Genomic DNA, 19,597 nt, shown 5'->3' on the forward strand with positions numbered 1-19,597 from the left:
GGCCGCGACGCGTTTCGGAATCGCTGAAGAGCGTCGCGGGCGCGGGCAAGTGAGCGCCGGCTGCGCTCAAGATGCCGAGCGCAGCGGATTGCAGTGCTTCTTTCTAGCGACTGCGCTTTCGGTGAACGAGCACAGGACAGGGCGCGATGCGTGCGACGCGGTCGGCCGTGCTGCCAAGAATCAGGCGCTCGACCGCGGAGGCGTGCCCCGCCGCAGCCACCACCAATAGATCGGCATTGAGCTTGCGCGCACTGTCACTGATCGTGCGCGCCGAGGGCCCTTTCTCGATGCGCGTCTCCGGCGTGACCGCCAGCTGGAGCGGACCGAGGAAGTCGTCGAGTGCCTTCTGGCCCTTCTTGGGGTCCGGGTCCTTCATGACCTGCTTGAGATCGTAGGGCGTGGCGAGCGGCGGCTCGATGGCGTGCATGACGGTTAAGCGGGTCTCCAGGCTGGCCGCCAGCTCGGCGGCGTGCGCGACCGCCAGGCCCGACGGCTCCGACAGATCGGTGGCCACGACGATGTGCTTCGGCGGAATCTTGCCCTTGGTGTCGCGCCCGACAATACAGACCGGCCGCTTGGCGCCGTTGAGCACCTTCATCGTGACACTGCCCATGAAGAAGCGCTTCACCCCGTCGGCACGATCCATGCCCATGCAAATGAGGTCGATATTGTTCGCGCTGGCGTAGTCCATGATCATCTGGCCCGGCGACTGCCCGGTCTGGACTTCACGAACGATCTTGAGCCCTTCCTCGTCCGGGACGTCTTTCAGCGCCTTCTCGCTCGCGCGCATGACGGTACGCACGTACTCGTCAGCCTTCTTGAGGCCGCGATACTCCATGTGCAAAGCAGACAGCACATTGATGTGCAGCAGATGCAGTTCGGCATCTTCTGCTTTTGCGAAAGCCATCGCCGCGGCACGGGCGTGATCGGACCGCTTGGCCAGATCGGTCGCCAGTAGGATCTTCTTGTAGATCGCCATTGCCTTCTCCTCGTTCTTGTCGAAGGCGGTGTCCGGCGTCTCGCTCGCCCCTGTCCCGTCACCGCCGGTTCTCAGCCTGTCCTAGTGACGTCCGCAACGCAACGGGTCGCCCGGCACGCGGGGGCTAGCTCAGGCAGCGCTTCGGCTGGCGGGAGCGTGGATGGTCGGGTGAATCGCGAAGCCGTTCTGTATGGCCAGCTCGGCGCCGCGCAGCTCCGGCTCTACCAGTTGCCAAAGACGCGCATGGCGGTAGAAGGGCGTCGTCGGAAAGAGGTGATGCATCAGGTGGTAATTCTGATACTGCAGCAACGGCCCGAGCAACCACTCCTGCCCTAAGCGCATGGTGGTGGCGCGCGTGAAGTTCTCGGCCTGTGAAACGTCGTGCGGCACGTGCGGCAGCCAGAAGAAGCTGAACCCCAGCATCATCTGCACCAGCCGCGACGGCAGGAACCAGAGCAGCAGCAGCTCCCAGCCGTAACCGGCAGCGGTGAGCGCTACTGCCAGCGCTGCGGCGATCGCCAGCATCCAAAGCGAGGGGCGCAGGAAGCGGCGCGCGCGCGGATCCTCCGAGCGCATCACTTCGCGGAAGTAGGCGAGATCGATGAAGGACCAGCGCAACGGCAGCTGCCACCAGGGGCCGCGGAAGACGCGGTCGGGATCCTTGTCGCTCACCGCGAAGCGATGGTGCTGCACGTGCCCCCAGCGGAAGAGCCCCAGATGCACATAGGGCGCGATCATCAGCACAGCAATCTGGCCGACCCAGTCGTTGACGCGGGTGTTGCGACAGACCGCGCGATGGATCGCGTCGTGGGCCACGCTGAAGGCGAGATAACCGAGCAAGCTGTTGGCGATCAAGCCGGCCCAGAGTGGGATCACGCCAGTCAGTGCCAGCACGTCAGAGGCCGCTACGCCGGTCACCAGGATCACGCACAGGATCACGGTTGGCCAAGCAGTTGCCTGCACGCGCGTGATCTGCTCCAGCTCTCTCCGGCGCGTGCTATCGAGGCTGGCAACAAGTTCCTGTGGCGTCATGGTTTACGCTCTTCGCTGGTCAGCAGCCTATCGATGATCGGATCGATGAGCTGCGCCAGCGTCATGCCGTGCACCAGCTGCTGGGCGCCGTGCAGCATCATCAAGCCATGCAGATTGATCCACAACGCGTGCGCGATCAGACGCGCATCGCCGCGCAGCTCGCCGCGCTGCACATAGCGATCGATGAGAGCGACCGTGTGCTCGAAGAGACTCTGGCGCGCGGCGAGCAGCTGCGGGTACCGGTCCGGCGGCGGCTGCTCGGTGCTGAACATCAAGCGGTAGTCGGCCGGACACTGCTGCGCGAAGTCGATATAGGCCTGCGCCACGGAATGGATGTGTGCGGTCATACCGCCGTCTTCGGCTTCGCGCGCCCGGACGAAGGTCTCGAAGTCGCGAAAGCAGGCGGCCCGCGCCTGCGCCAGCAACGCATCCTTGTCCGGGAAATAGCGGTAGATCAGTGTATGACTGATGCCAACGGCTTCAGCCACGCGCCGGAAGCTGACGGCGGCAAGGCCACGCTCGCGATAGATGGCCAGCGCCTGATCGGCGAGACGCCGGCGCATAGCTGCGAGTTGCTGCGCATCAAGGGCGGGACGTGCCATAAATCAATCATAAACACTGTTTATTTATCGCGTCAAGCCGCCGCCGCATCAGCTGCTGGGCGCCTCAGCGCAAAGCGTTAATTCCGAAGACGCGCGCTGCGTTGCCGCCCAGGAAATCGGCCCGGATCTCGGCGTCCAGGCCGAGGCTGTCTAGCTCGGCGAGCGCCTTGGCCGGGGCGATCATCGGCCAGTTGCTGCCAAAGAGCACCTTCTTGCGGCCGTTCGCCTTTAGGTAGCGGATCAGTTCCGGCGGGTAGCGCCGGACGGTGTAGGCCGAGGTATCGATATAAACGTTGGAGTGCTTGGTGGCGACCGCCACCATCTCCTCGGTCCAGGGATAGCCGATGTGACCGCCGACGATGACCAGCTCCGGGAAGTCCAGCGCGATCTGGTCGATGTAGGGAATGGGCCGGCCATACTCTGAGGGCTTGAGCGGCCCGGTGTGCCCGACCTGCGTGCAGAAGGGAACGCCCAGCTCGCAGCATTCGGCGTAGACCGGATAGAAACGCGCATGGGTGGGCGGCAGCTCCCACAACCAGGGCAGCACACGGATGCCCTTGAAGCCCAGCTCGCGGACGCAGCGCCGTATTTCCTTTACGGCCTGCATCGGCTGACTGATGTCCACCGAACCGATGCCGCTCAGCCGCTCGGGTGCCTGCGCGACCCAGCTCGCCACCTCGTCGTTGGAGATCAGCGCCCCCTGCGGACCCTGCCAGGCACTGAGCAGGCTGTGGCCGACCCCACCCGCATCCATGGCCTCGAGGGTCATTGACAGCGGTAACTCGCCGTCGGGGATCGCGCCGCCCGTCCAGCGACGAAGCGATTCCAGGAAGGGCGCGCCGAGCATGCGTGCCGTTGGATGCTGCGCCCAGGCGTCGATGATCACGGCGCGCCGCCTCAGACCGCTCTTGCCAGCGCAGGCGCCTCCGGCGCGTCGCGCGGGATCTGCGTACCGATGGTGCGCAGCAGCTGCCCCAGCCGGTAGAGCGCGCTAGGTGCGACGGTTTTGCCCGTATTCAGTATCGCCACCGAAATTTCGCGGCTGGGGTCCGCCCAGCAGATGATGTTCATGAAGCCGAGGTGCCCGAAGGCGCCGCGGCAATTCGGCCCGTAAAGACCAAAGGGATTTTCCCCCAGCACCATGCCCATCGAGAAGCGCACCGGGAGCATCAAGCTGCGATCGATGCGGATGCGGCTGGCCGGCTCTACCGCACGCGCCACCGTTTCCGGTGCAAGCAGTTGCCGCCCCTGGTAGCGACCGCCGACGCGTAGCATCTCGAAGAAGCTCGTGGCCTCCTCGGCGGTGGCGTAGAGGTTGCCGGCCGGAATGACGGCCGACAGGAATTCCGGGCAATTGGAGATGCCCGGCACGCGCTCGAAGTCGGCACCCAGCACGCGCCGCGCAATCATCCGCAGCGGTGCCGGAAGCGGCGCGCCCGTGAAGGCGTTACGCGCCGCCTCGTGATGCCGCTCGCGCGGCAGGCCGTACTGGAAGGTCTTCATGCCCATCGGGCGCGCGAAGTGCTCGGCCAGATAGTCATTCAGCGGCTTCCCGGATACGCGCTGCACCAGCTCACCGAGGATGAAGCCCGCGGTTACGGCGTGATAGGCCTGCTGCTCGCCGGCACCGTGCAGGGGCTTCGCGGCGCAGAGCATGGCCACCGCGCGCTCCCAGTCCCAGAGCAGGCTCGGATCGGGCTCGCGCATCGGAATGCGCGGGATGCCCGCCTGATGCGCAAGCAGATGCCGCACCAGTGTCTGTTCCTTGCCGTTGACGCCATACTCTGGAAGATAGTCGGTGACGCGGGCGTCCAGATCGACCAGGCCGTCCTCGGCGCACTTGTGCACGAGCATCGCCGTTACCGCCTTGGAGGCGGAGAACAGGCAGACCGGCGTATCGCGCTGCATGGGCCGGCGGGCCCCGTGTAAGGGATCGTCACCGGCCACACCCGCGGCATAGCCGATAGCACGGTCGTAGAGAATCTCGCCGCGACGCCGAACGCAGAGCTGCAGCCCCGGATGCAGACCGGTGCGGTAGAGGTCGAGCAGCGCGGCGTGAATCGCCTGCGTCGCCGCCGGATCCAGACCGAGCTGCTCGGCCGGCAACTCTGCCGGGTTGCGGTCGATGATCAGATCCAGATTGCGCCGGATATGCACGCGGTTGCGGCGAAGTGGATTCATAGCTCGTCTCCTGATGGTCGGTCCGCCGACTCGCGGTCGGCGACCGCGCGGAGGCGGTCGCGCAACCAGCGGCTGCCGGCGTCGTCTTCGGCCGAATGATGCCAGTAAAGCTGCACGCGGAAGCTCGGCAAGCGCATCGGCGCCGGCGCGATGTGCAGAGGAAATCGACGCGCCTGCTCGCGCGCCACGCGGCCGGGCAGCGCCAGCAGAAGATCACTGGTGGCCACCGCCGCGCATCCCGAGGCATAGCTCTGGCAACGCAGCTGCACCTGCCGATGCAGACCAGCGCGCTGCAGCGCAGCATCCTCAAGCGACAGCCCACTGGGGCGCCCCGACACGACGACATGCGCCCCCGCCAGCCAGTCCTCCTGGGCGAGGGGAGCAACCGCCAGGGGATGGTCGCGACGCATGACGATGCAGAGCGGATCGTCGAAGAGCGACTCGCGATGAATCTCCGGCCCTAGCGGCAGGGCGATATCCATGACCAGATCCAGCTGCCCGCGCGCCAGATCCCGGGCGACGCTCTCGCGCGCGAACTGCACCGAAGCCAGCGTCACCCCCGGTGCCTCGGCGCGCAGCACGGTCAGCAGCCCCGGCAGCATCGTCATTTCGATGACCTCGCGCAGGCCGACGGCGAAGCGGCGCACGGCGCTGGACGGCTCGAAATCGTGGCCGGCGCGAAGCCCGGCATCAAGCAGCGCCAGTGCCTGCCGAACACCCGGGGCCAGGGCGTGCGCACGCGGCGTGGCCACCATGCCACGCCCCTCGCGACGGAACAGCGGATCGCCGAAGCGGCTGCGCAAGCGGCCCAGCGCGTGGCTGACGGCGGGCTGGGTCAGGTGCAGCAGCTCGCCGGCCCGCGTCAGGCTGCCAGTTGCGTAGATGGCGTCGAAGACGCGGAATAGGTTGAGATCAAAGCGCACGCATCAATCATGCATCACATGCATGATTAAGCATACATAACCGCCATTGGATGCATGGCACTGCCTGGGTTTACCGTAGCCAGACTCACCCCGAGGAGACGGTCATGGATTTTTCCCACAGCGAGCGCACACGCGACTACATCAAGCGCATCGATGCCTTCATTCGCGACCGTGTCGCACCCGTCGAGGAAGCCCATCTCGAAGAGATGATGCAGGCTCGGCGCGGTGGTGACTGGAAGAACTGGCGCCTCAATCCCGAGATCGAGAAGCTCAAGGTCGAGGCGCGTGAGGCCGGTCTGTGGAACCTCTTTCTGCCCGACCCCGAACACGGCAGCGGCCTGAGCAACGTCGACTATGCACCGCTGTGCGAGGCCATGGGTAGGAGCCTGATCGCGCCGGAGGTCTTCAACTGCAACGCTCCCGACACCGGCAACATGGAGGTGCTGGAGAAGTACGGCAGCGACGAGCAGAAGGAGCGCTGGCTGAAACCGCTGCTCACCGGCGAGATCCGCTCGGCCTTCTGCATGACCGAACCCGACGTGGCTTCCAGCGACGCCACCAACATGGCGGCCACGGCCACGGTGGAAGGCGACGAGGTCGTGCTCAACGGCCGCAAGTGGTGGTCCTCCGGCATCGGGCATCCGAACTGCAAGGTGGCCATCTTCATGGGGCTGACCGACCCCGAGGCCAACCGCCACCAGCGCCACAGCATGGTACTGGTGCCGCTGGACACCCCCGGCGTGCAGATCAAGCGCATGCTGCCGGTCTTCGGCGAGTACGACGAGCCGTACGGTCACGGTGAGGTGCTCTTCGACAACGTACGGCTGCCGAAGTCCGCCTTCATTCTCGGTCCCGGCAGAGGCTTCGAGATCGCCCAGGGACGCCTCGGGCCGGGGCGCATCCATCACTGCATGCGTGCGCTGGGCGCAGCCGAGCGCGGCCTGCAGCTCATGATCGAGCGCGGTCTGGCGCGCGAGGCCTTCGGCAAGCAGATCGTCAACCTCGGCGGCAATCGCGAGCGCATCGCCGATCTGCGCGCCGGCATCGACCAGGCGCGGCTGCTGACCCTGTATGCCGCCTGGAAGATCGACCAGGTCGGCGCACTGGCCGCGCTCACCGAGATATCCGCCATCAAGGTGGTCGCCCCCAACGTGCTGCAGCAGGTCATCGACGAAGCCATCCAGATGCACGGCGGCGCCGGTGTCTCCAACGACACCCCGCTGGCGGCGATGTACGCCCAGGCGCGGGTGCTGCGCATCGTGGATGGCCCGGACGCAGTTCACCGCGGCATGATCGCGCGCATGGAGCTGGGCAAGTACGCCGCCGCCAAGCGATGAAGCCGGCGCGGATCGACGCGCTGCTCTACGGGACGCTGGCGGGACGGCGCGAGCGCGTCGCCGCCGGCTGGCCCGAGGGCATGCGCTGGGTCCCCACCACCAGCGGCACTATCCGCGTACTCGACGGCGGCGGCGACGGGCATCCCGTGGTCTTTGCCCCGGACGGCCCCTGCGTGATCGAGCACTACGCGGCGTTGCGTGCACTGCTTGAGCCTGATTTCCGCGTCATCGTCTTCGACCTTCCGGGCTTCGGCTTCAGCGCGCCACCCGCCGACTACGGGCATCGATTAAGCGAGGGCGCGCGCGTGGTCGCGGGGCTGCTCGAATCGCTGGCACTACCACCGGTGACGCTGGTGATGTCCTGCGTCAACGGCTTCTACGCCATGGCGGCCACGCGGCTTGCCCGCGCCCGCATCGCCCGCCTGGTGCTGTGCCAGACGCCCTCGCTCGCAGCCATGCAGCGTTGGACCGAACGCATGGTGCCCTCGCCCATCACCACGCCGGTGCTCGGCCAGCTGCTCAGCTTCTTCAGCCGGCGCCGCATCGCCACGGGCTGGTATCGGGTGGCGGTCGCCGATCGCGAGCAACAGGCGGTGTTCTCGAGAACCGCGCGCACTGCGCTGCGCCAGGGCGGCTGCTACTGCTTTGCCGGCGTCGTGCAGGGCATGCTGGCGACCGACGCAGCCGACCCGCAGCTGCAGCCGCCGCCGGATCTTCCTGTGACGATGGTCTGGGGCAAAGCGGATCGTTCGCATAAGCGCACCGATCCTGCGTCGCTGCGTGCGCACTGTCCGCAGGCTGAAATCGTGCCGATCGCTGATGCCGGTCACTTCCCGGAGCTGGAAGCGCCAGAAGCCTTCGCGGCGCTGCTGCGCCGCCGCTGTCTGCCGGCGTGACGATGGCCTGTAGCTTTCGACCACTGGCGACAGCGGCCGATCCGGCATGCAAGATGCACGCAGACTCACGAGGAGCGCAGCGATGATCGGTAGCCGCTTCGACGCCTTCTTCTACGGCCGTCTTGCCAAGAAGCGCCGCGAGGCACAGGCGCAGTGGCCGGCGGACATGCGCATGATCGACACGTCAGCCGGCCCCATGTGCGTGCGCGATACCGGCGGCGACGGCCCCGTGGTCGCTTTCGCGGTGGCCAGCCCCTGTGTTACCACGCACTACGACGGCGTTCTCGAAGCGCTGCGCAGCGACTATCGCGTTGTCGTTTTCGACATGCCGGGCTTTGGCTTCAGCCCGCCCATGGCCGACTACGATCACAGCCTGGGAGCCGGCGGCAAGGCCATGGCCGGCCTGCTGGAGACGCTGGCGCTGCGCGACGTGACGCTGGTAGCAGGCTCGATCAACGGCCTCTACGGGCTGGCCGCGAGCCAGCTGAGCGATCGGCTGGCTCGGCTGATGCTGGTACAGACGCCGTCGGCGCAAACGATGAAGGCCTGGTTCGGCCGCATCACGCAGCCGATCTTGCATCGGCGGCTGCTCGGCCAGTTCATCAACTTCACCAGCCGCGATCGCTTCCCGCCACTCTGGTACCGCATCGTGCTGAGCGATCCGGGACTTCGGGAAGCCTTCACCGCGCCGGCCATGCAGGCGCTGGCGCAGGGCGCCTGCTACTGCTTCGCCAGCTTCGTGCACGGCATGCGCGACATCGACCCGAACGATCCCTTGCTGTCCGCCGACCCGGCGCTGCCCGTGGATCTGGTCTGGGGCAATGCCGACCGCACCCACCGCAGCACCCAGCCCGAGGCGATTCAGCAGCACGCACCGCAGGCCGAGATCCTGCGCGTGCCCGAAGCCGGACACTATCCCGACCTCGAAGACCCCGAGGCCTTCGCGCGGCTGCTGCGCAGCCGCGTGCCCCCGAACCCACAATAGGTACCCATGAGCAATCAGCTGATCGACACCGCGGATGACGTCCGCGACGGGGAAGAACTGGATGTCGGCGCGGTCGACGCCTGGCTGAAGCAGCGCGTCGAAGGCCTCCAGGGCCAACCCGAGGTGACACAGTTTTCCGGCGGGGCCTCCAACTGGACCTACCGGCTGGCCTATCCGTCGCACGATCTGATCCTGCGCCGGCCGCCCGCCGGCACCAAGGCCGCATCGGCGCACGACATGGCGCGCGAGTATCGGGTTCAGGAGCGCCTGAAGCCGGTCTTTCCCTATGTGCCGCCGATGGTGGCGCTCTGCGAGGACACCTCGGTGATCGGCGCCGAGTTCTACGTCATGGAGCGGCTTCCGGGCATCATCCCGCGCGCCAACATGCCGCGCGGACTGGAAATGGACCCGGCCACCGCGCGCCGGCTCTGCCATTCGGTCATCGACAAGCTGGTGGCACTGCATCAGGTTGATGTCGACGCCGCCGGCCTGGGCGATCTCGGCAGGGGCAGCGGCTACGTCAAGCGCCAGATCGAAGGGTGGACCGAGCGCTTTGAGCGCGCCCGCACCTGGAATGTGCCGCGCTTCAGCTATGTCACGCGCTGGCTCACGGACAACATGCCCGAGGATGTCGCGACCTGCGTCATCCACAACGACTTCCGTCTGGACAACTGCGTGCTCGACCCGGACGACCCCACGAAGGTCACCGGTATCCTCGACTGGGAGATGGCGACCCTCGGCGACCCGCTGATGGATCTGGGCAACGCCCTGGCCTTGTGGACGCAGGCCGACGACGACCGCATCGCCCGCGCCATGCGGCGGCAGCCGACCCACCTGCCAGGCATGCTCACGCGCGCCGAGGTCGTGGAGTACTACTGTCTGCAGACCGGCCGCAGCATCGACAACTGGGCCTTCTACGAGGTCTACGGCCTGTTCCGGCTGGCCGTCATCGCCCAGCAGATCTACTACCGCTACCACCACAAGCAGACACGCAATCCCACTTTCCGGCACCTTTGGGTGGTGACTCACTACCTTTACTGGCGCTCCCGCAACGTCATCCGGCGGGCCGGCTGATGGGCGCGATCTATCTCATCCGCCACGGCCAGGCGAGCTTCGGCAAGACCGACTACGACCAGCTTTCCGATCTCGGCATGCAGCAGGCGAGCCGGTTGGGCGAGGCGCTGTCCTTCCGCCTGCCGCACCCGGACGCGATCATGGTCGGCGCCATGCTGCGCCACCAGCAGACCGCGGCCAAGGCGCTCGCCGGCATGGCTCTGCCCCCGGAGTGGCGAACCGATGCGCGCTGGAACGAGTTCGACCACGACGAGATCATCCGCGTCTACGAGCCGCGCTACGCCAGCCACGCCGTGCTGGCGGCGGACCTGGCGCGCTCGCTGCAGCCGCGGCGCGCCTTCCAGGACATGTTCGCAAAGGCCGTCGGGCGCTGGATCGACGGCGCCCACGACGATGATTACGCCGAGCCGTGGCCCGCCTTCTGCGCCCGCGTCAAGGCTGCCTGCGATGATCTCTGCGCGGAACTCGGCCGCGGCCGCTCGGCTCTTGTCTTCACCTCCGGCGGGGTCATCACCAGCCTAGCCGCCGAGCTGCTGAAGCTGGGTACCCGCGAGACGATGCGGATGAACTGGACCCTGGCCAACGCCAGCGTCACGAAGTTGATCTTCTCGGATCGGGGGCTCTATCTCAGCACTCTCAACGAGCACGCCCACTTCGAGGGCGCGCATCGCGATTTCATCACCTACCGCTAGGATTTCCCATGCGCAAGAACATTCTCATCACCGGCGCATCCTCCGGCCTCGGCGCCGGCATGGCGCGCGAATTCGCCGCCATGGGCCGCAACCTCGCGCTCTGCGCGCGCCGCACCGACCGGCTTGAAACGCTGCGCGACGAACTGCTCGCCCAGAACCCCGACATCCGGATCAGCATCGGCGCGCTGGACGTCAACGATCATGACGCCGTCTTCGAGACCTTCCGCGCCTTCGAGGCGGATCTCGGCGGCATCGATCGCGTCGTCGTCAACGCCGGCATGGGCAAGGGCCAGCCGCTGGGCACGGGCTACTTCTACGCCAACAAGCAGACGGCCGAAACAAACTTCGTGTCGGCGCTGGCGCAGATGGAAGCGGCCATGGAACTCTTCCGCGCTGCGAACTCCGGCCACGTGGTCGTGATCTCCTCGATCAGCGCCTTCCGTGGCATGCCCAGGAACCTCACCACCTACGCCGCCTCCAAGGCCGGGGTCGCCGCGCTGGCCGAGGGCTTGCGCGCCGACGTCATGGACACCCCGATCGAGGTCACCACCATCTACCCGGGCTATATTCGTTCGGAGATCAACGAGAAGGTCAAGAAGGTACCCTTCATCGTCGATACCGCTACCGGCTGCCGCGCCATGGTGCGCGCCATCGAGAAGGAGCCTGCCGAAGCCAGCGTCCCGTCCTGGCCGTGGACACCGCTGGGCGCGGCGATGAAGCGCCTGCCGTTGCGCATCGTTGCGCGCATGGCCTGAACCCATCGAGCAAGGAGTTCTACATGACCGACCGTCCCCAGCATCTCGGCCCGCTGCGTTTGCACTTCCAGGCCAACACACGTGCACCGCGCGAAGCCGTCTTCGCCTTCCTGGCCGACCACGACCGCTTCGGCACCCTGTTCGCGCCGCCCTTCGCCAGCAAGCCGGGCGCGCTGATCCGACGCAGCGCCACCGCGCCCGATGGCAGCGACCCGAACGGCATCGGGTCCAAGCGCGCTCTCCGGGTCGCCGGCCTGACGATGCTGGAAGAAGTGATCGTGGCCTATGAGCCCAACCATCTGATCGAGTACACCGCCACACGCGGGCCGATCCGCAACCACCTCGGGCGCATCGTGCTGGAGGAGGACGGCCATGGCGGCACGCACCTCGACTACCGCATCTGGCTCGACGGCAAGCTGCCCGGGCTGGGTGCCCTGCTCGGCGCACAGCTCAAGGGCGCGCTGCGCGGCGGCTGGGCGCGCGCGCAGCGCCAGCTCGAGGCGAGCTAGAAGCTGGAGAACTCAGGCCGCCTCGGGTAGCGCCTCTACCGAGGCGACCAGTTCGTCGACCTGTGCGAGGAATTCGCGGTTGTCGTGATCCCAGGGGTGGAAACCCGGACGGAAGTAGTCGAGATAGTCGCGCAGCCCGCGTCGGAAGACGCCCGGATCGCGGCCCAGCAGATAGCCATAGAGCCGACGCCAACCCCGGACGCTGCCCAGCGGGCGCGTGGTCGTGTCGCTGCGCAGCGTGCGCAGATACATGCGCCCGAGCTGGGCGAAGAGGATGGGGGTAGCGATGATCAGGCCCGACATGCGCAATGCTTCGGCGCGCGTGCCGGTACCAAAGACGCAGCGGAAAACGTCGAAGGCCACCGCCTTGTGCTCGGTCTCCTCCAGCGCGTGCCAACGCCACAGGGCGTCCATGGCGGGATCCAGCGGCTCGCCGAGCAATGCCTCGTCGGCCAGCAGACGGTTAGCGAGGACGGCCGTGAAGTGCTCCAGCGCCACCGTGCCGGAAAGCTGCATGCCGGGCGGGGTGTTGCGCTTGAACCATTCCAGCAGCGCTCGTACCTGATCCTCCATGGCCTCGGCCGGAATGCCGGCAGCTTGCAGCGCGCGGTTGTATTGCTCGTGCTCACGGCCGTGCATGGCTTCCTGACCGATGAAGGCGGTGACAGCCTCCTGCAGCTCGGGGTCGTCAATGCGGTCGCGGAAGTGACGCACGCTGTGGATGAAGAAGCGCTCACCCACGGGGAACAGCACCGACATGCTGTTGAGGAAATGCGAGACCTGCCGGCCGGCTGGGTGCCAGTCCAGAATGCGGCGACGGTCGAGCGGGAACTGAAGATCGCGACGTAGAGGAAGCATGATTGCCATCCTGTAACCTTGTCACCGAATGATGGCATAGTTATTCGAGCCTGCCAAACGGGATGACGGGCCGTCGATTCCGCGTGCGTGTGCACCGCATGCGTCGAGCTGTCATACACTGCCCGTTGATGGGCCACACGGGGGTCGCCGAGCGCGAGGATGACCGGGGACATGGGCAGTTACGACGAGCAGCCGGAAGACGGCCGGGTGCCGGCCGAACGCGAGTACACCATCGACCAGCTCGCCCGCGCGGCCAGAACCACTGTGCGCAATGTCCGCGCCTACCAGGACCGCGGGCTGATTCCGCCGCCCGAGCGGCGGGGGCGCACGGGCTACTACGGCGCCGAACACCTGTCGCGGTTGCGCATCATCGGCCAGATGGTCAACCGAGGCTACACGCTGGCTTCCATCGGCGAACTCATCGACGCCTGGGAACAGGGCCGCGACATCGGCCATCTGATCGGCCTGGAGACGGCGGTTTCCAGCCCCTGGTCCGACGAGGCCGGCGGCTATTTCACGTTGCCCAAGCTGGTGAAGATGTTCGGCGGCAACTTCGACCCGCGCTGGCTGGCGAAGGCCGCCGAGCTGGGAATCCTGCGCTCGGAAGGCGCCAAGTTCTATGCTCCGAGCCCGCGCATGCTGCACGCTGGCGCGGAGCTGGTGAAGGTCGGTATTCCACTCGACCAGATGCTGGATGTGGTGGCCAAGCTGCGCGACAACGTCGAACGCGCCGCCGACGAGATGGTGCTGCTGGTCGAGCAGCATGTCTTCGACCGTTTCGGGCCCGGCCTGCCACCGGACGACGAGGTGCCGCGGCTGGGCGAGACAATCTGGCGACTTCGGCCACTGGTGGAGGTCGCCGTGCACGCCGAGGTCGCACGCGCCATGGAGAAGGCCGCCACGCGCCATCTGGGTGATCGGCTGGCTTATGTTCTGGACCACCTGCACGAAGCGCCGCCGCCCGAAGCTGCCGAGGAGACGCCAGCCAGAACCGCGGCCCGGAAGGACAACGCCCGCAGGCGCGCCGCCAAGAAGGCGGCAACGAAGAAGTCCGCAGCGAAGAAGGCTACCGGCAAGCGCGCCGCTGCCAAGAAGACGACGACGCGCAAGAAGACCTAGAGACTCCGGCTATCGACCGGCTCACCCGCCTGCTCGCGTGCCTCGACAGGCAGCAGATGGTAATCGTGCCGCTTCATCCGGCGCATGGCGGCGCGATAGGCAAAGGTGAAACCCGGCCAGAGCGTGGTGTTGCGCCCGCTTTGCGGATGGATGTACCAGCTGGTGCAGCCAGTGGACCAGGCCGTGCCGCGCGCGTGGCTCGCATCCACCCATTCGTTGAAGCGCTGCTGCGCCTCGGCACGGGGCTCGATGGCGGCGAGTTCGTCGCGCCGCATGGTGCGCAGGCAATCCATGATGTATCCGATCTGGGTCTCGATCATGTACACCATCGAGTTATGGCCGAGACCGGTGTTTGGGCCCACGATGAAGAAGAGATTCGGGAAACCCGCCATGGTTGTGCCGTAATAGGCCTGCGGGCCGCGCTCGGCCCAGCCCTCGGTGATGTCGCGCCCGTCGCGGCCGATGATGGTGTCGGGGGGAACGGGGTCCTGGGCCTTGAAGCCCGTACCGTAGATGATGACGTCCGCCGGTCGTTCGCAGCCATCGGCGGTGACCACGCCGTCGCGCGTGATGCGCGTCACGCCGTCGGTAACGACGTCGACATTCGGCAGGGTCAACGCCGGGTAATAGTCGTCGCTGATCAGCACGCGCTTGCAGCCGATCTCGTAGTCCGGCGTGAGCTTGGCGCGCAGCTCCGGGTTGGGCACCTGCCGGCGCAGATGCAGCTTGGCCAGCGCGCGCACCAGCTTCAGCAGGCGCGGCTCGGCGATGAAGGCCAGCGCCCGCGACTCCAGGCGCGCATAGAGCGCCGCCCGCTGCGCCTTCTGCAGCAGCGGGAAGCGGCGGAAGATTGCGCGCTCGATACCCGTGATCGCGCGGTCCGGCTTGGGCATGATCCAGGCCGCCGAGCGCTGGTAAAGGTCCAGGTGCTCGACCTCCGGCACGATCTGGGGCACGAACTGAATGGCGCTGGCGCCGGTTCCGATGACCGCCACGCGCTTGCCGCGAAGATCGACATCATGGCGCCAGGTGGCCGAGTGAAAAGTCTCTCCGGCGAAATCGGCCGCACCGTCGATCTCCGGAATGGCCGGGTTGCTCAGTCCACCCATGCCCGAGACGACCGCGCGCGCCGAAAAGCGGGCGCCATTGCGCGTGCTGACCAGCCAGCGCGCGGCCCCTTCCTCCCAGCGCATCTTCGTCACTTCGTGCCCGAACCGGACCCACGGCAGCAGCTCATAGCGCTCGGCGCAGCCCTCAAGGTAGCGCCGGATCTCCGGCTGCGGCGCGAAGGCGCGCGTCCACTCCGGATTGGGTGCGAAGGAGAAGGAATAGAGATGCGACTGCACGTCGCAGGCGCAGCCCGGATAGTGGTTGGCGCGCCAGGTGCCGGCAACGCCGGTGTCGCGCTCCAGCACGACGAAATCGCGCATTCCGGCCTCCTTCAGCTTGATCGCCATGCCGAGGCCGGCAAAGCCGGTGCCGATGACCAGAACATCCACCGATTCGACGGTCGCGGTCGGGCCGGAAGTCGCAGCATCAAAGGCCATTCTGGCCTCCGTAAAGGTTACATTGATTGCTGACAATCTAATGCCGGCAGCACGCCGATGCAACCCCGAAAGCCATGTATGACAACGCCGTCAAGTTTTAATTTGACGCTATTCGCGTTAAAGTGAAGAGGCTTTGCGGCTGCATTCGACGCGTTGATTCGCTCGATGCGGACTGCGGTCGCCGCCCCTGATGGCGAAATGTGCTTGCTGGATCTTCGAGTCCGGCCGCGTTTCGTTGTTGACCATGCACCGCCACAGGAAATCATCATGAAACCTGAGAATCAGCAGAAAACCGAGCAGGACTTCGGCGCAGATCCGATATCCGTCCGCGACTCCGACCATTTCACCGAGGAGTACACGCAGTCCTTCGCCGAGAAGTGGGACGATCTCATCGACTGGGAGAGCCGCGCCGAATCAGAGGGTCGCTTCTTCATCGACCTTCTCAAGGAGAAGGGCAAGCACAAGATCCTCGACGCCGCCGCCGGCACCGGTTTCCACTCCGTGCGCCTGATGAAGGAAGGCTTCGACGTCGTCACCGCCGATGGTGCGCCCGAGATGCTGTCGATGGCCTTCGACAATGGCCGCAAGTACGGGCTCATCATGCGAACCGTGCAGGCCGACTGGCGCTGGCTGAACCGCGACGTGCACGGCAAGTACGACGCCGTCATCGTGCTCGGCAACAGCTTCACGCACCTCTTTGACGAGCGCGACCGCCGCAAGGCCCTGGCCGAGTTCTACGCCGCCCTCAAGCACGACGGCATTCTGATCCTCGACCAGCGCAACTACGACCGCATCCTGGACAAGGGCTTCTCCTCGAAGCACAAGTACTACTACTGCGGCGACCAGGTTTCGGCCGAGCCCGAGCACGTCGACGACGGCCTCGCCCGCTTCTGCTACAGCTTCCCGGACGGCTCGCAGTACCACCTCAACATGTTCCCGCTGCGCAAGGACTACACGCGCGGGCTCATGAAGGATGTCGGCTTCCAGAAGATCGAGACCTTCGGCGACTTCAAGGAAACCCACCGCGAGGAAGAGCCGGACTTCTACATCCACGTCGCCTACAAGGACTATCACAGCGGCGACGAGGAAGCGTAATGTCGAAGTACGACGACGAAGCGATCAACACCGCCCGCGACTACTACAACAGCGAGGACGCGGATAATTTCTACTTCCACGTCTGGGGCGGCGAAGATCTCCACGTCGGCATTTACAAGGACGACGACGAACCCATCTTCGACGCCAGCCGTCGCACCGTGCAGCGCATGGCGGAGCGGCTCGCCACGCTGTCCAAGGACAGCCGGGTACTCGACGTCGGCGGCGGCTACGGTGGCTCGATGCGCTATCTGGCACGCACCATCGGCTGCCATTGCACCGTGCTCAATCTCAGCGAGGTAGAGAACGAGCGCGACCGCAAGATGAACGCCGAGCAGGGCCTCGATCACCTCATCGACGTCGTCGACGGCGCCTTCGAGAACATCGAGTTCCCCGACGACAGCTTCGATATCGTCTGGTCGCAGGACGCCATCCTGCACAGCGCCGAGCGCGAGAAGGTTCTTACCGAAGTCGCGCGTGTGCTCAAGCCGGGTGGCGAGTTCGTCATGACCGACCCGATGGCCGCCGACGACTGCCCCGAGGGCGTGCTGGACCCGATCCTGGAGCGCATCCATCTGCCCAGCCTGGGCAACCCGAGCTTCTACATCGCCACGGCGGAGAAGCTGGGCATGAAGGACATGGGCTTCGAGAATCACAGCCACCAGCTGCCACGCCACTATGGTCGCGTGCGCGCCGAACTGACGCGCATGACTCCCGAGCTGGAGGGCAAGGTCAGCGAGGCTTACATCGAGCGTATGAAGACCGGACTCGGAAACTGGGTAAACGGCGGCAACAACGGCCATCTCGCCTGGGGCATCTTCCTGTTCCGGAAGCAGTGATCCGGCCGGCTGCGCCGGTCGTCATCGATCGGTCGGCGTAAGGCCGGGTTCACCCAGTCGTGGCACCCTTGCAGGGCCCGTCGGCACACCGCCGGCGGGCCCTTCTTCATTGCGCGAGCCCCATGAAGCCCATCCGCGACTGGTTCCAGCGTCAGTTCTCGAACCCGCAGGTCATCAGCCTGGTGCTGGTGCTACTGCTGTTCTGGGTGCTGGTCACCTTCTTCACCAGCACCTTCATGCCGGTCTTTGCCGCCGTGGTGGTCGCCTACCTGCTGGAAGGCCCTACCGGCCGGCTGGCCCGCATCATGCCGCGCTGGTCGGCCTCGCTGCTGATCTGGACCGCCTTCATGGCGTTGGCGCTGACCGCGCTCTTCACCCTGTTGCCGTTGCTGACGCGCCAGATCACTCAGCTGGTCACCGAGGTGCCGACCGTGCTGCGCGCGCTGCGGGACTGGATGATGACGCTGCCCGAGGATTACCCAAGCATCTTCTCGGCAGAGCAGCTGCGCGAGTTCGCCGATGGGCTGAACATCAATTTCGCCCGCGTCAGTGACGAGATTCTGGCGCGCAGCTACATGCTCGGTGCCGGCGTCACACTGGCGGTGGTCTACGGCGTGCTCGTGCCCCTGATGGTGCTCTTCCTGCTCAAGGACAAGGCCGCCATCCTGGGCTGGATGCGCGGCTTCCTGCCGGCGGACGTCAGCCTGCTGCAGCGGGTCTGGAGCGATATCGACCAGCAGATCGCCAACTACGTGCGCGGCAAGGTCGTGGAGATCGGCATCGTCTGGGCCGTAACCTATGTCGTCTTCCTGATGCTGGGGCTGAACTATGCGGCTCTGCTCGGCTTCATCACCGGCGTTTCGGTGCTGGTGCCCTATGTCGGCGCCACGCTGGTAACGCTACCGGTGGCCGCGGTGGCCTATACCCAGTTCGGCATCGGGCCGGACTTCGCCTGGGTACTGGTTGCCTACGGCATTATCCAGATGCTGGACGGCAACGTGCTGGTACCTGTCATTTTCGCCGAGACCAATGACCTGCACCCGGTGGCCATCATCGTCGCAGTGCTCTTTTTCGGCACGGTCTACGGTTTCTGGGGTGTGTTCTTCGCGATTCCGCTGGCCACGGTGGTCGCCGCCGTGCTCAAGGCCTGGCCGCGCGCACCACGTGAAGCATCGACCGAGTCGCTGCCCGCGCCAGCGGAGGAAGAGTCGCCCTAGCGCAACCGCAGCGCACCGGGTGCGCGGGCGCAGCACTGCGGCATAATCGCCGGCAGCACGAATTCCGGGAGAGCGATATGCGCGAGCGATTCACCAAGCTGGCCCTGCGCGGCCTCTTCAAGGCCGTCGTCGGCCCGCCGGTGCCGCTGGCCTTCCAGCGCGGATGGACGCAGGCGCTGACCGTCATCAACCCGCCCGCCCGCGGCATCGCGCGCGAGCAACAGCGCCTGGGCGGCGTCGATTGCGAGGTGCTTAGCCCGCGCGACGGCGAGGTGAAGCATACGATGGTCTTCCTGCACGGCGGCGCCTATGTTCTGGGCTCGCCTGCGACGCAGCGCGCCATCACTTCACATATCGCAGCCCTGGCGCAGGCACGTGTGGTGGTGCCCGACTACCGGCTGGCACCGGAACACCCCTGGCCGGCGGCCATCGAGGACGGCATGGTGGTCATGGCGGCCGTAGCCGAGCGCTTCGGGGCCTTCTCGCTGGGCGGCGATTCGGCCGGCGGCGGACTGGCACTGTGCTGCGCGCAGCGCGCGCGCGACGCTAAACAGGCCGAGCCGGAGGCGCTGGTGCTGATCTCGCCCTGGGTCGATCTCTCCAACAGCCTGCCCAGCCACAGCGAGCGCGCTTCGCGCGATCCCATGCTGCGCGGCGACTGGTCGGCGGGCGCGGCGGCCGCCTATGTCGCGGATCAGGGAGCGCTGGACGATCCGCGCTGGTCACCACTCTTCGGCGAGCAGCACGGGCTGCCGCGCACACTGATCCACGTCGGCAGCGAAGAAGTGCTGCTCGACGACGCCCGCTCGCTGGCCGAGGCCTTGCACGCCGCCGATGTCCCGACGTCGTTGGAAGTCTTCGACGGCCTGTGGCACGAGTTCCACATGCACGCTGCGCTGCTGCCGCGTGCCCGCGAAGCCGTGCAGGCCATCGCCGATTTCCTCGGCGAGACCGGCTGAG

General features: G+C 66.4%; 20 protein-coding genes. 12 read left to right on the plus strand and 8 right to left on the minus strand.

Annotation, left to right across the window (positions count from 1 at the left end; genetic code table 11):
* Positions 1–103 precede the first annotated feature (103 nt).
* From U743_RS15395 to U743_RS15420, 6 genes are all read right to left on the minus strand, one after another.
* A complete protein-coding gene (locus U743_RS15395; protein WP_043769453.1) occupies positions 104–979 on the minus strand; it encodes a universal stress protein in 876 nt (291 codons plus the stop codon).
* A 129-nt stretch (positions 980–1,108) separates the two neighbouring features.
* Positions 1,109–2,011: a fatty acid desaturase gene (locus U743_RS15400; protein WP_043769456.1), complete on the minus strand. Its 903-nt coding sequence runs from the start codon at positions 2,009–2,011 to the stop codon at positions 1,109–1,111.
* Positions 2,008–2,613, minus strand: a complete 606-nt coding sequence (locus tag U743_RS18355) for a TetR/AcrR family transcriptional regulator (protein ID WP_084191601.1) — start codon at positions 2,611–2,613, stop codon at positions 2,008–2,010. The genes U743_RS15400 and U743_RS18355 overlap by 4 nt, the downstream gene beginning before the upstream one ends.
* Positions 2,614–2,677: 64 nt before the next feature.
* On the minus strand, positions 2,678–3,499 hold the full coding sequence (locus U743_RS15410; RefSeq protein WP_043769459.1) for an amidohydrolase family protein: 822 nt from the start codon (positions 3,497–3,499) through the stop codon (positions 2,678–2,680).
* A gap of 11 nt (positions 3,500–3,510) precedes the next feature.
* Complete coding sequence (locus U743_RS15415; RefSeq protein ID WP_043769462.1) at positions 3,511–4,794, minus strand: serine hydrolase domain-containing protein; 1,284 nt, start codon at positions 4,792–4,794, stop codon at positions 3,511–3,513.
* Positions 4,791–5,717 carry a LysR family transcriptional regulator gene (locus U743_RS15420; RefSeq protein WP_043769464.1) on the minus strand — a complete coding sequence of 309 codons (927 nt, stop codon included), beginning with the start codon at positions 5,715–5,717 and terminating at the stop codon, positions 4,791–4,793. Before U743_RS15420 ends, U743_RS15415 begins: the two co-directional genes overlap by 4 nt.
* Before the next feature lie 104 nt (positions 5,718–5,821).
* On the opposite strand from U743_RS15420, the gene U743_RS15425 reads away from it, so the two are divergent.
* The 7 genes from U743_RS15425 to U743_RS15455 all read left to right on the plus strand — a co-directional run bounded on the left by U743_RS15425 (position 5,822) and on the right by U743_RS15455 (position 11,965).
* Positions 5,822–7,054 carry an acyl-CoA dehydrogenase family protein gene (locus U743_RS15425; RefSeq protein ID WP_043769467.1) on the plus strand — a complete coding sequence of 411 codons (1,233 nt, stop codon included), beginning with the start codon at positions 5,822–5,824 and terminating at the stop codon, positions 7,052–7,054.
* The gene (locus U743_RS15430; RefSeq protein WP_052368271.1) at positions 7,051–7,950 is read left to right on the plus strand and encodes an alpha/beta fold hydrolase; all 900 of its coding nucleotides are present in this window, start codon (positions 7,051–7,053) and stop codon (positions 7,948–7,950) included. The genes U743_RS15425 and U743_RS15430 overlap by 4 nt, the downstream gene beginning before the upstream one ends.
* 82 nt (positions 7,951–8,032) lie before the next feature.
* Positions 8,033–8,935 carry an alpha/beta fold hydrolase gene (locus U743_RS15435; RefSeq protein WP_043769471.1) on the plus strand — a complete coding sequence of 301 codons (903 nt, stop codon included), beginning with the start codon at positions 8,033–8,035 and terminating at the stop codon, positions 8,933–8,935.
* Between the two features lie 6 nt (positions 8,936–8,941).
* Positions 8,942–10,009 (plus strand): phosphotransferase family protein, encoded by a 1,068-nt coding sequence (locus tag U743_RS15440; protein ID WP_043769474.1) that lies wholly within the window; start codon positions 8,942–8,944, stop codon positions 10,007–10,009.
* A complete protein-coding gene (locus U743_RS15445) occupies positions 10,009–10,701 on the plus strand; it encodes a histidine phosphatase family protein (RefSeq protein WP_043769476.1) in 693 nt (230 codons plus the stop codon). Before U743_RS15440 ends, U743_RS15445 begins: the two co-directional genes overlap by 1 nt.
* A gap of 8 nt (positions 10,702–10,709) precedes the next feature.
* Positions 10,710–11,456 (plus strand): SDR family oxidoreductase, encoded by a 747-nt coding sequence (locus tag U743_RS15450; RefSeq protein WP_043769479.1) that lies wholly within the window; start codon positions 10,710–10,712, stop codon positions 11,454–11,456.
* Positions 11,457–11,479: 23 nt separating this feature from the next.
* A complete protein-coding gene (locus U743_RS15455; protein ID WP_052368272.1) occupies positions 11,480–11,965 on the plus strand; it encodes an SRPBCC family protein in 486 nt (161 codons plus the stop codon).
* 12 nt (positions 11,966–11,977) lie between these two features.
* On the opposite strand, the gene U743_RS15460 is transcribed toward U743_RS15455, so the two are convergent.
* Entirely contained in the window at positions 11,978–12,823 is an 846-nt protein-coding gene (locus U743_RS15460) for a metal-dependent hydrolase (protein ID WP_043772478.1), read from the minus strand.
* A gap of 159 nt (positions 12,824–12,982) precedes the next feature.
* On the opposite strand from U743_RS15460, the gene U743_RS15465 reads away from it, so the two are divergent.
* Positions 12,983–13,942, plus strand: a complete 960-nt coding sequence (locus tag U743_RS15465) for a MerR family transcriptional regulator (protein WP_232226808.1) — start codon at positions 12,983–12,985, stop codon at positions 13,940–13,942.
* Here U743_RS15465 and U743_RS15470 read toward each other — a convergent pair.
* Positions 13,939–15,489 carry a flavin-containing monooxygenase gene (locus U743_RS15470; RefSeq protein ID WP_043769482.1) on the minus strand — a complete coding sequence of 517 codons (1,551 nt, stop codon included), beginning with the start codon at positions 15,487–15,489 and terminating at the stop codon, positions 13,939–13,941. The genes U743_RS15465 and U743_RS15470 overlap by 4 nt on opposite strands.
* A gap of 267 nt (positions 15,490–15,756) precedes the next feature.
* On the opposite strand from U743_RS15470, the gene U743_RS15475 reads away from it, so the two are divergent.
* The 4 genes from U743_RS15475 to U743_RS15490 all read left to right on the plus strand — a co-directional run bounded on the left by U743_RS15475 (position 15,757) and on the right by U743_RS15490 (position 19,596).
* A complete protein-coding gene (locus U743_RS15475; RefSeq protein WP_043772482.1) occupies positions 15,757–16,584 on the plus strand; it encodes a glycine/sarcosine N-methyltransferase in 828 nt (275 codons plus the stop codon).
* Positions 16,584–17,420, plus strand: a complete 837-nt coding sequence (locus tag U743_RS15480; protein WP_043769485.1) for an SAM-dependent methyltransferase — start codon at positions 16,584–16,586, stop codon at positions 17,418–17,420. Before U743_RS15475 ends, U743_RS15480 begins: the two co-directional genes overlap by 1 nt.
* Positions 17,421–17,542: 122 nt before the next feature.
* Positions 17,543–18,637 carry an AI-2E family transporter gene (locus U743_RS15485; RefSeq protein WP_043769487.1) on the plus strand — a complete coding sequence of 365 codons (1,095 nt, stop codon included), beginning with the start codon at positions 17,543–17,545 and terminating at the stop codon, positions 18,635–18,637.
* 77 nt (positions 18,638–18,714) lie between these two features.
* Positions 18,715–19,596, plus strand: coding sequence for an alpha/beta hydrolase (locus U743_RS15490; RefSeq protein WP_052368274.1), 882 nt, complete (start codon positions 18,715–18,717; stop codon positions 19,594–19,596).
* Position 19,597: the final 1 nt, after the last annotated feature.

This window comes from Algiphilus aromaticivorans DG1253 (assembly GCF_000733765.1).
GTDB lineage: Bacteria > Pseudomonadota > Gammaproteobacteria > Nevskiales > Nevskiaceae > Algiphilus > Algiphilus aromaticivorans.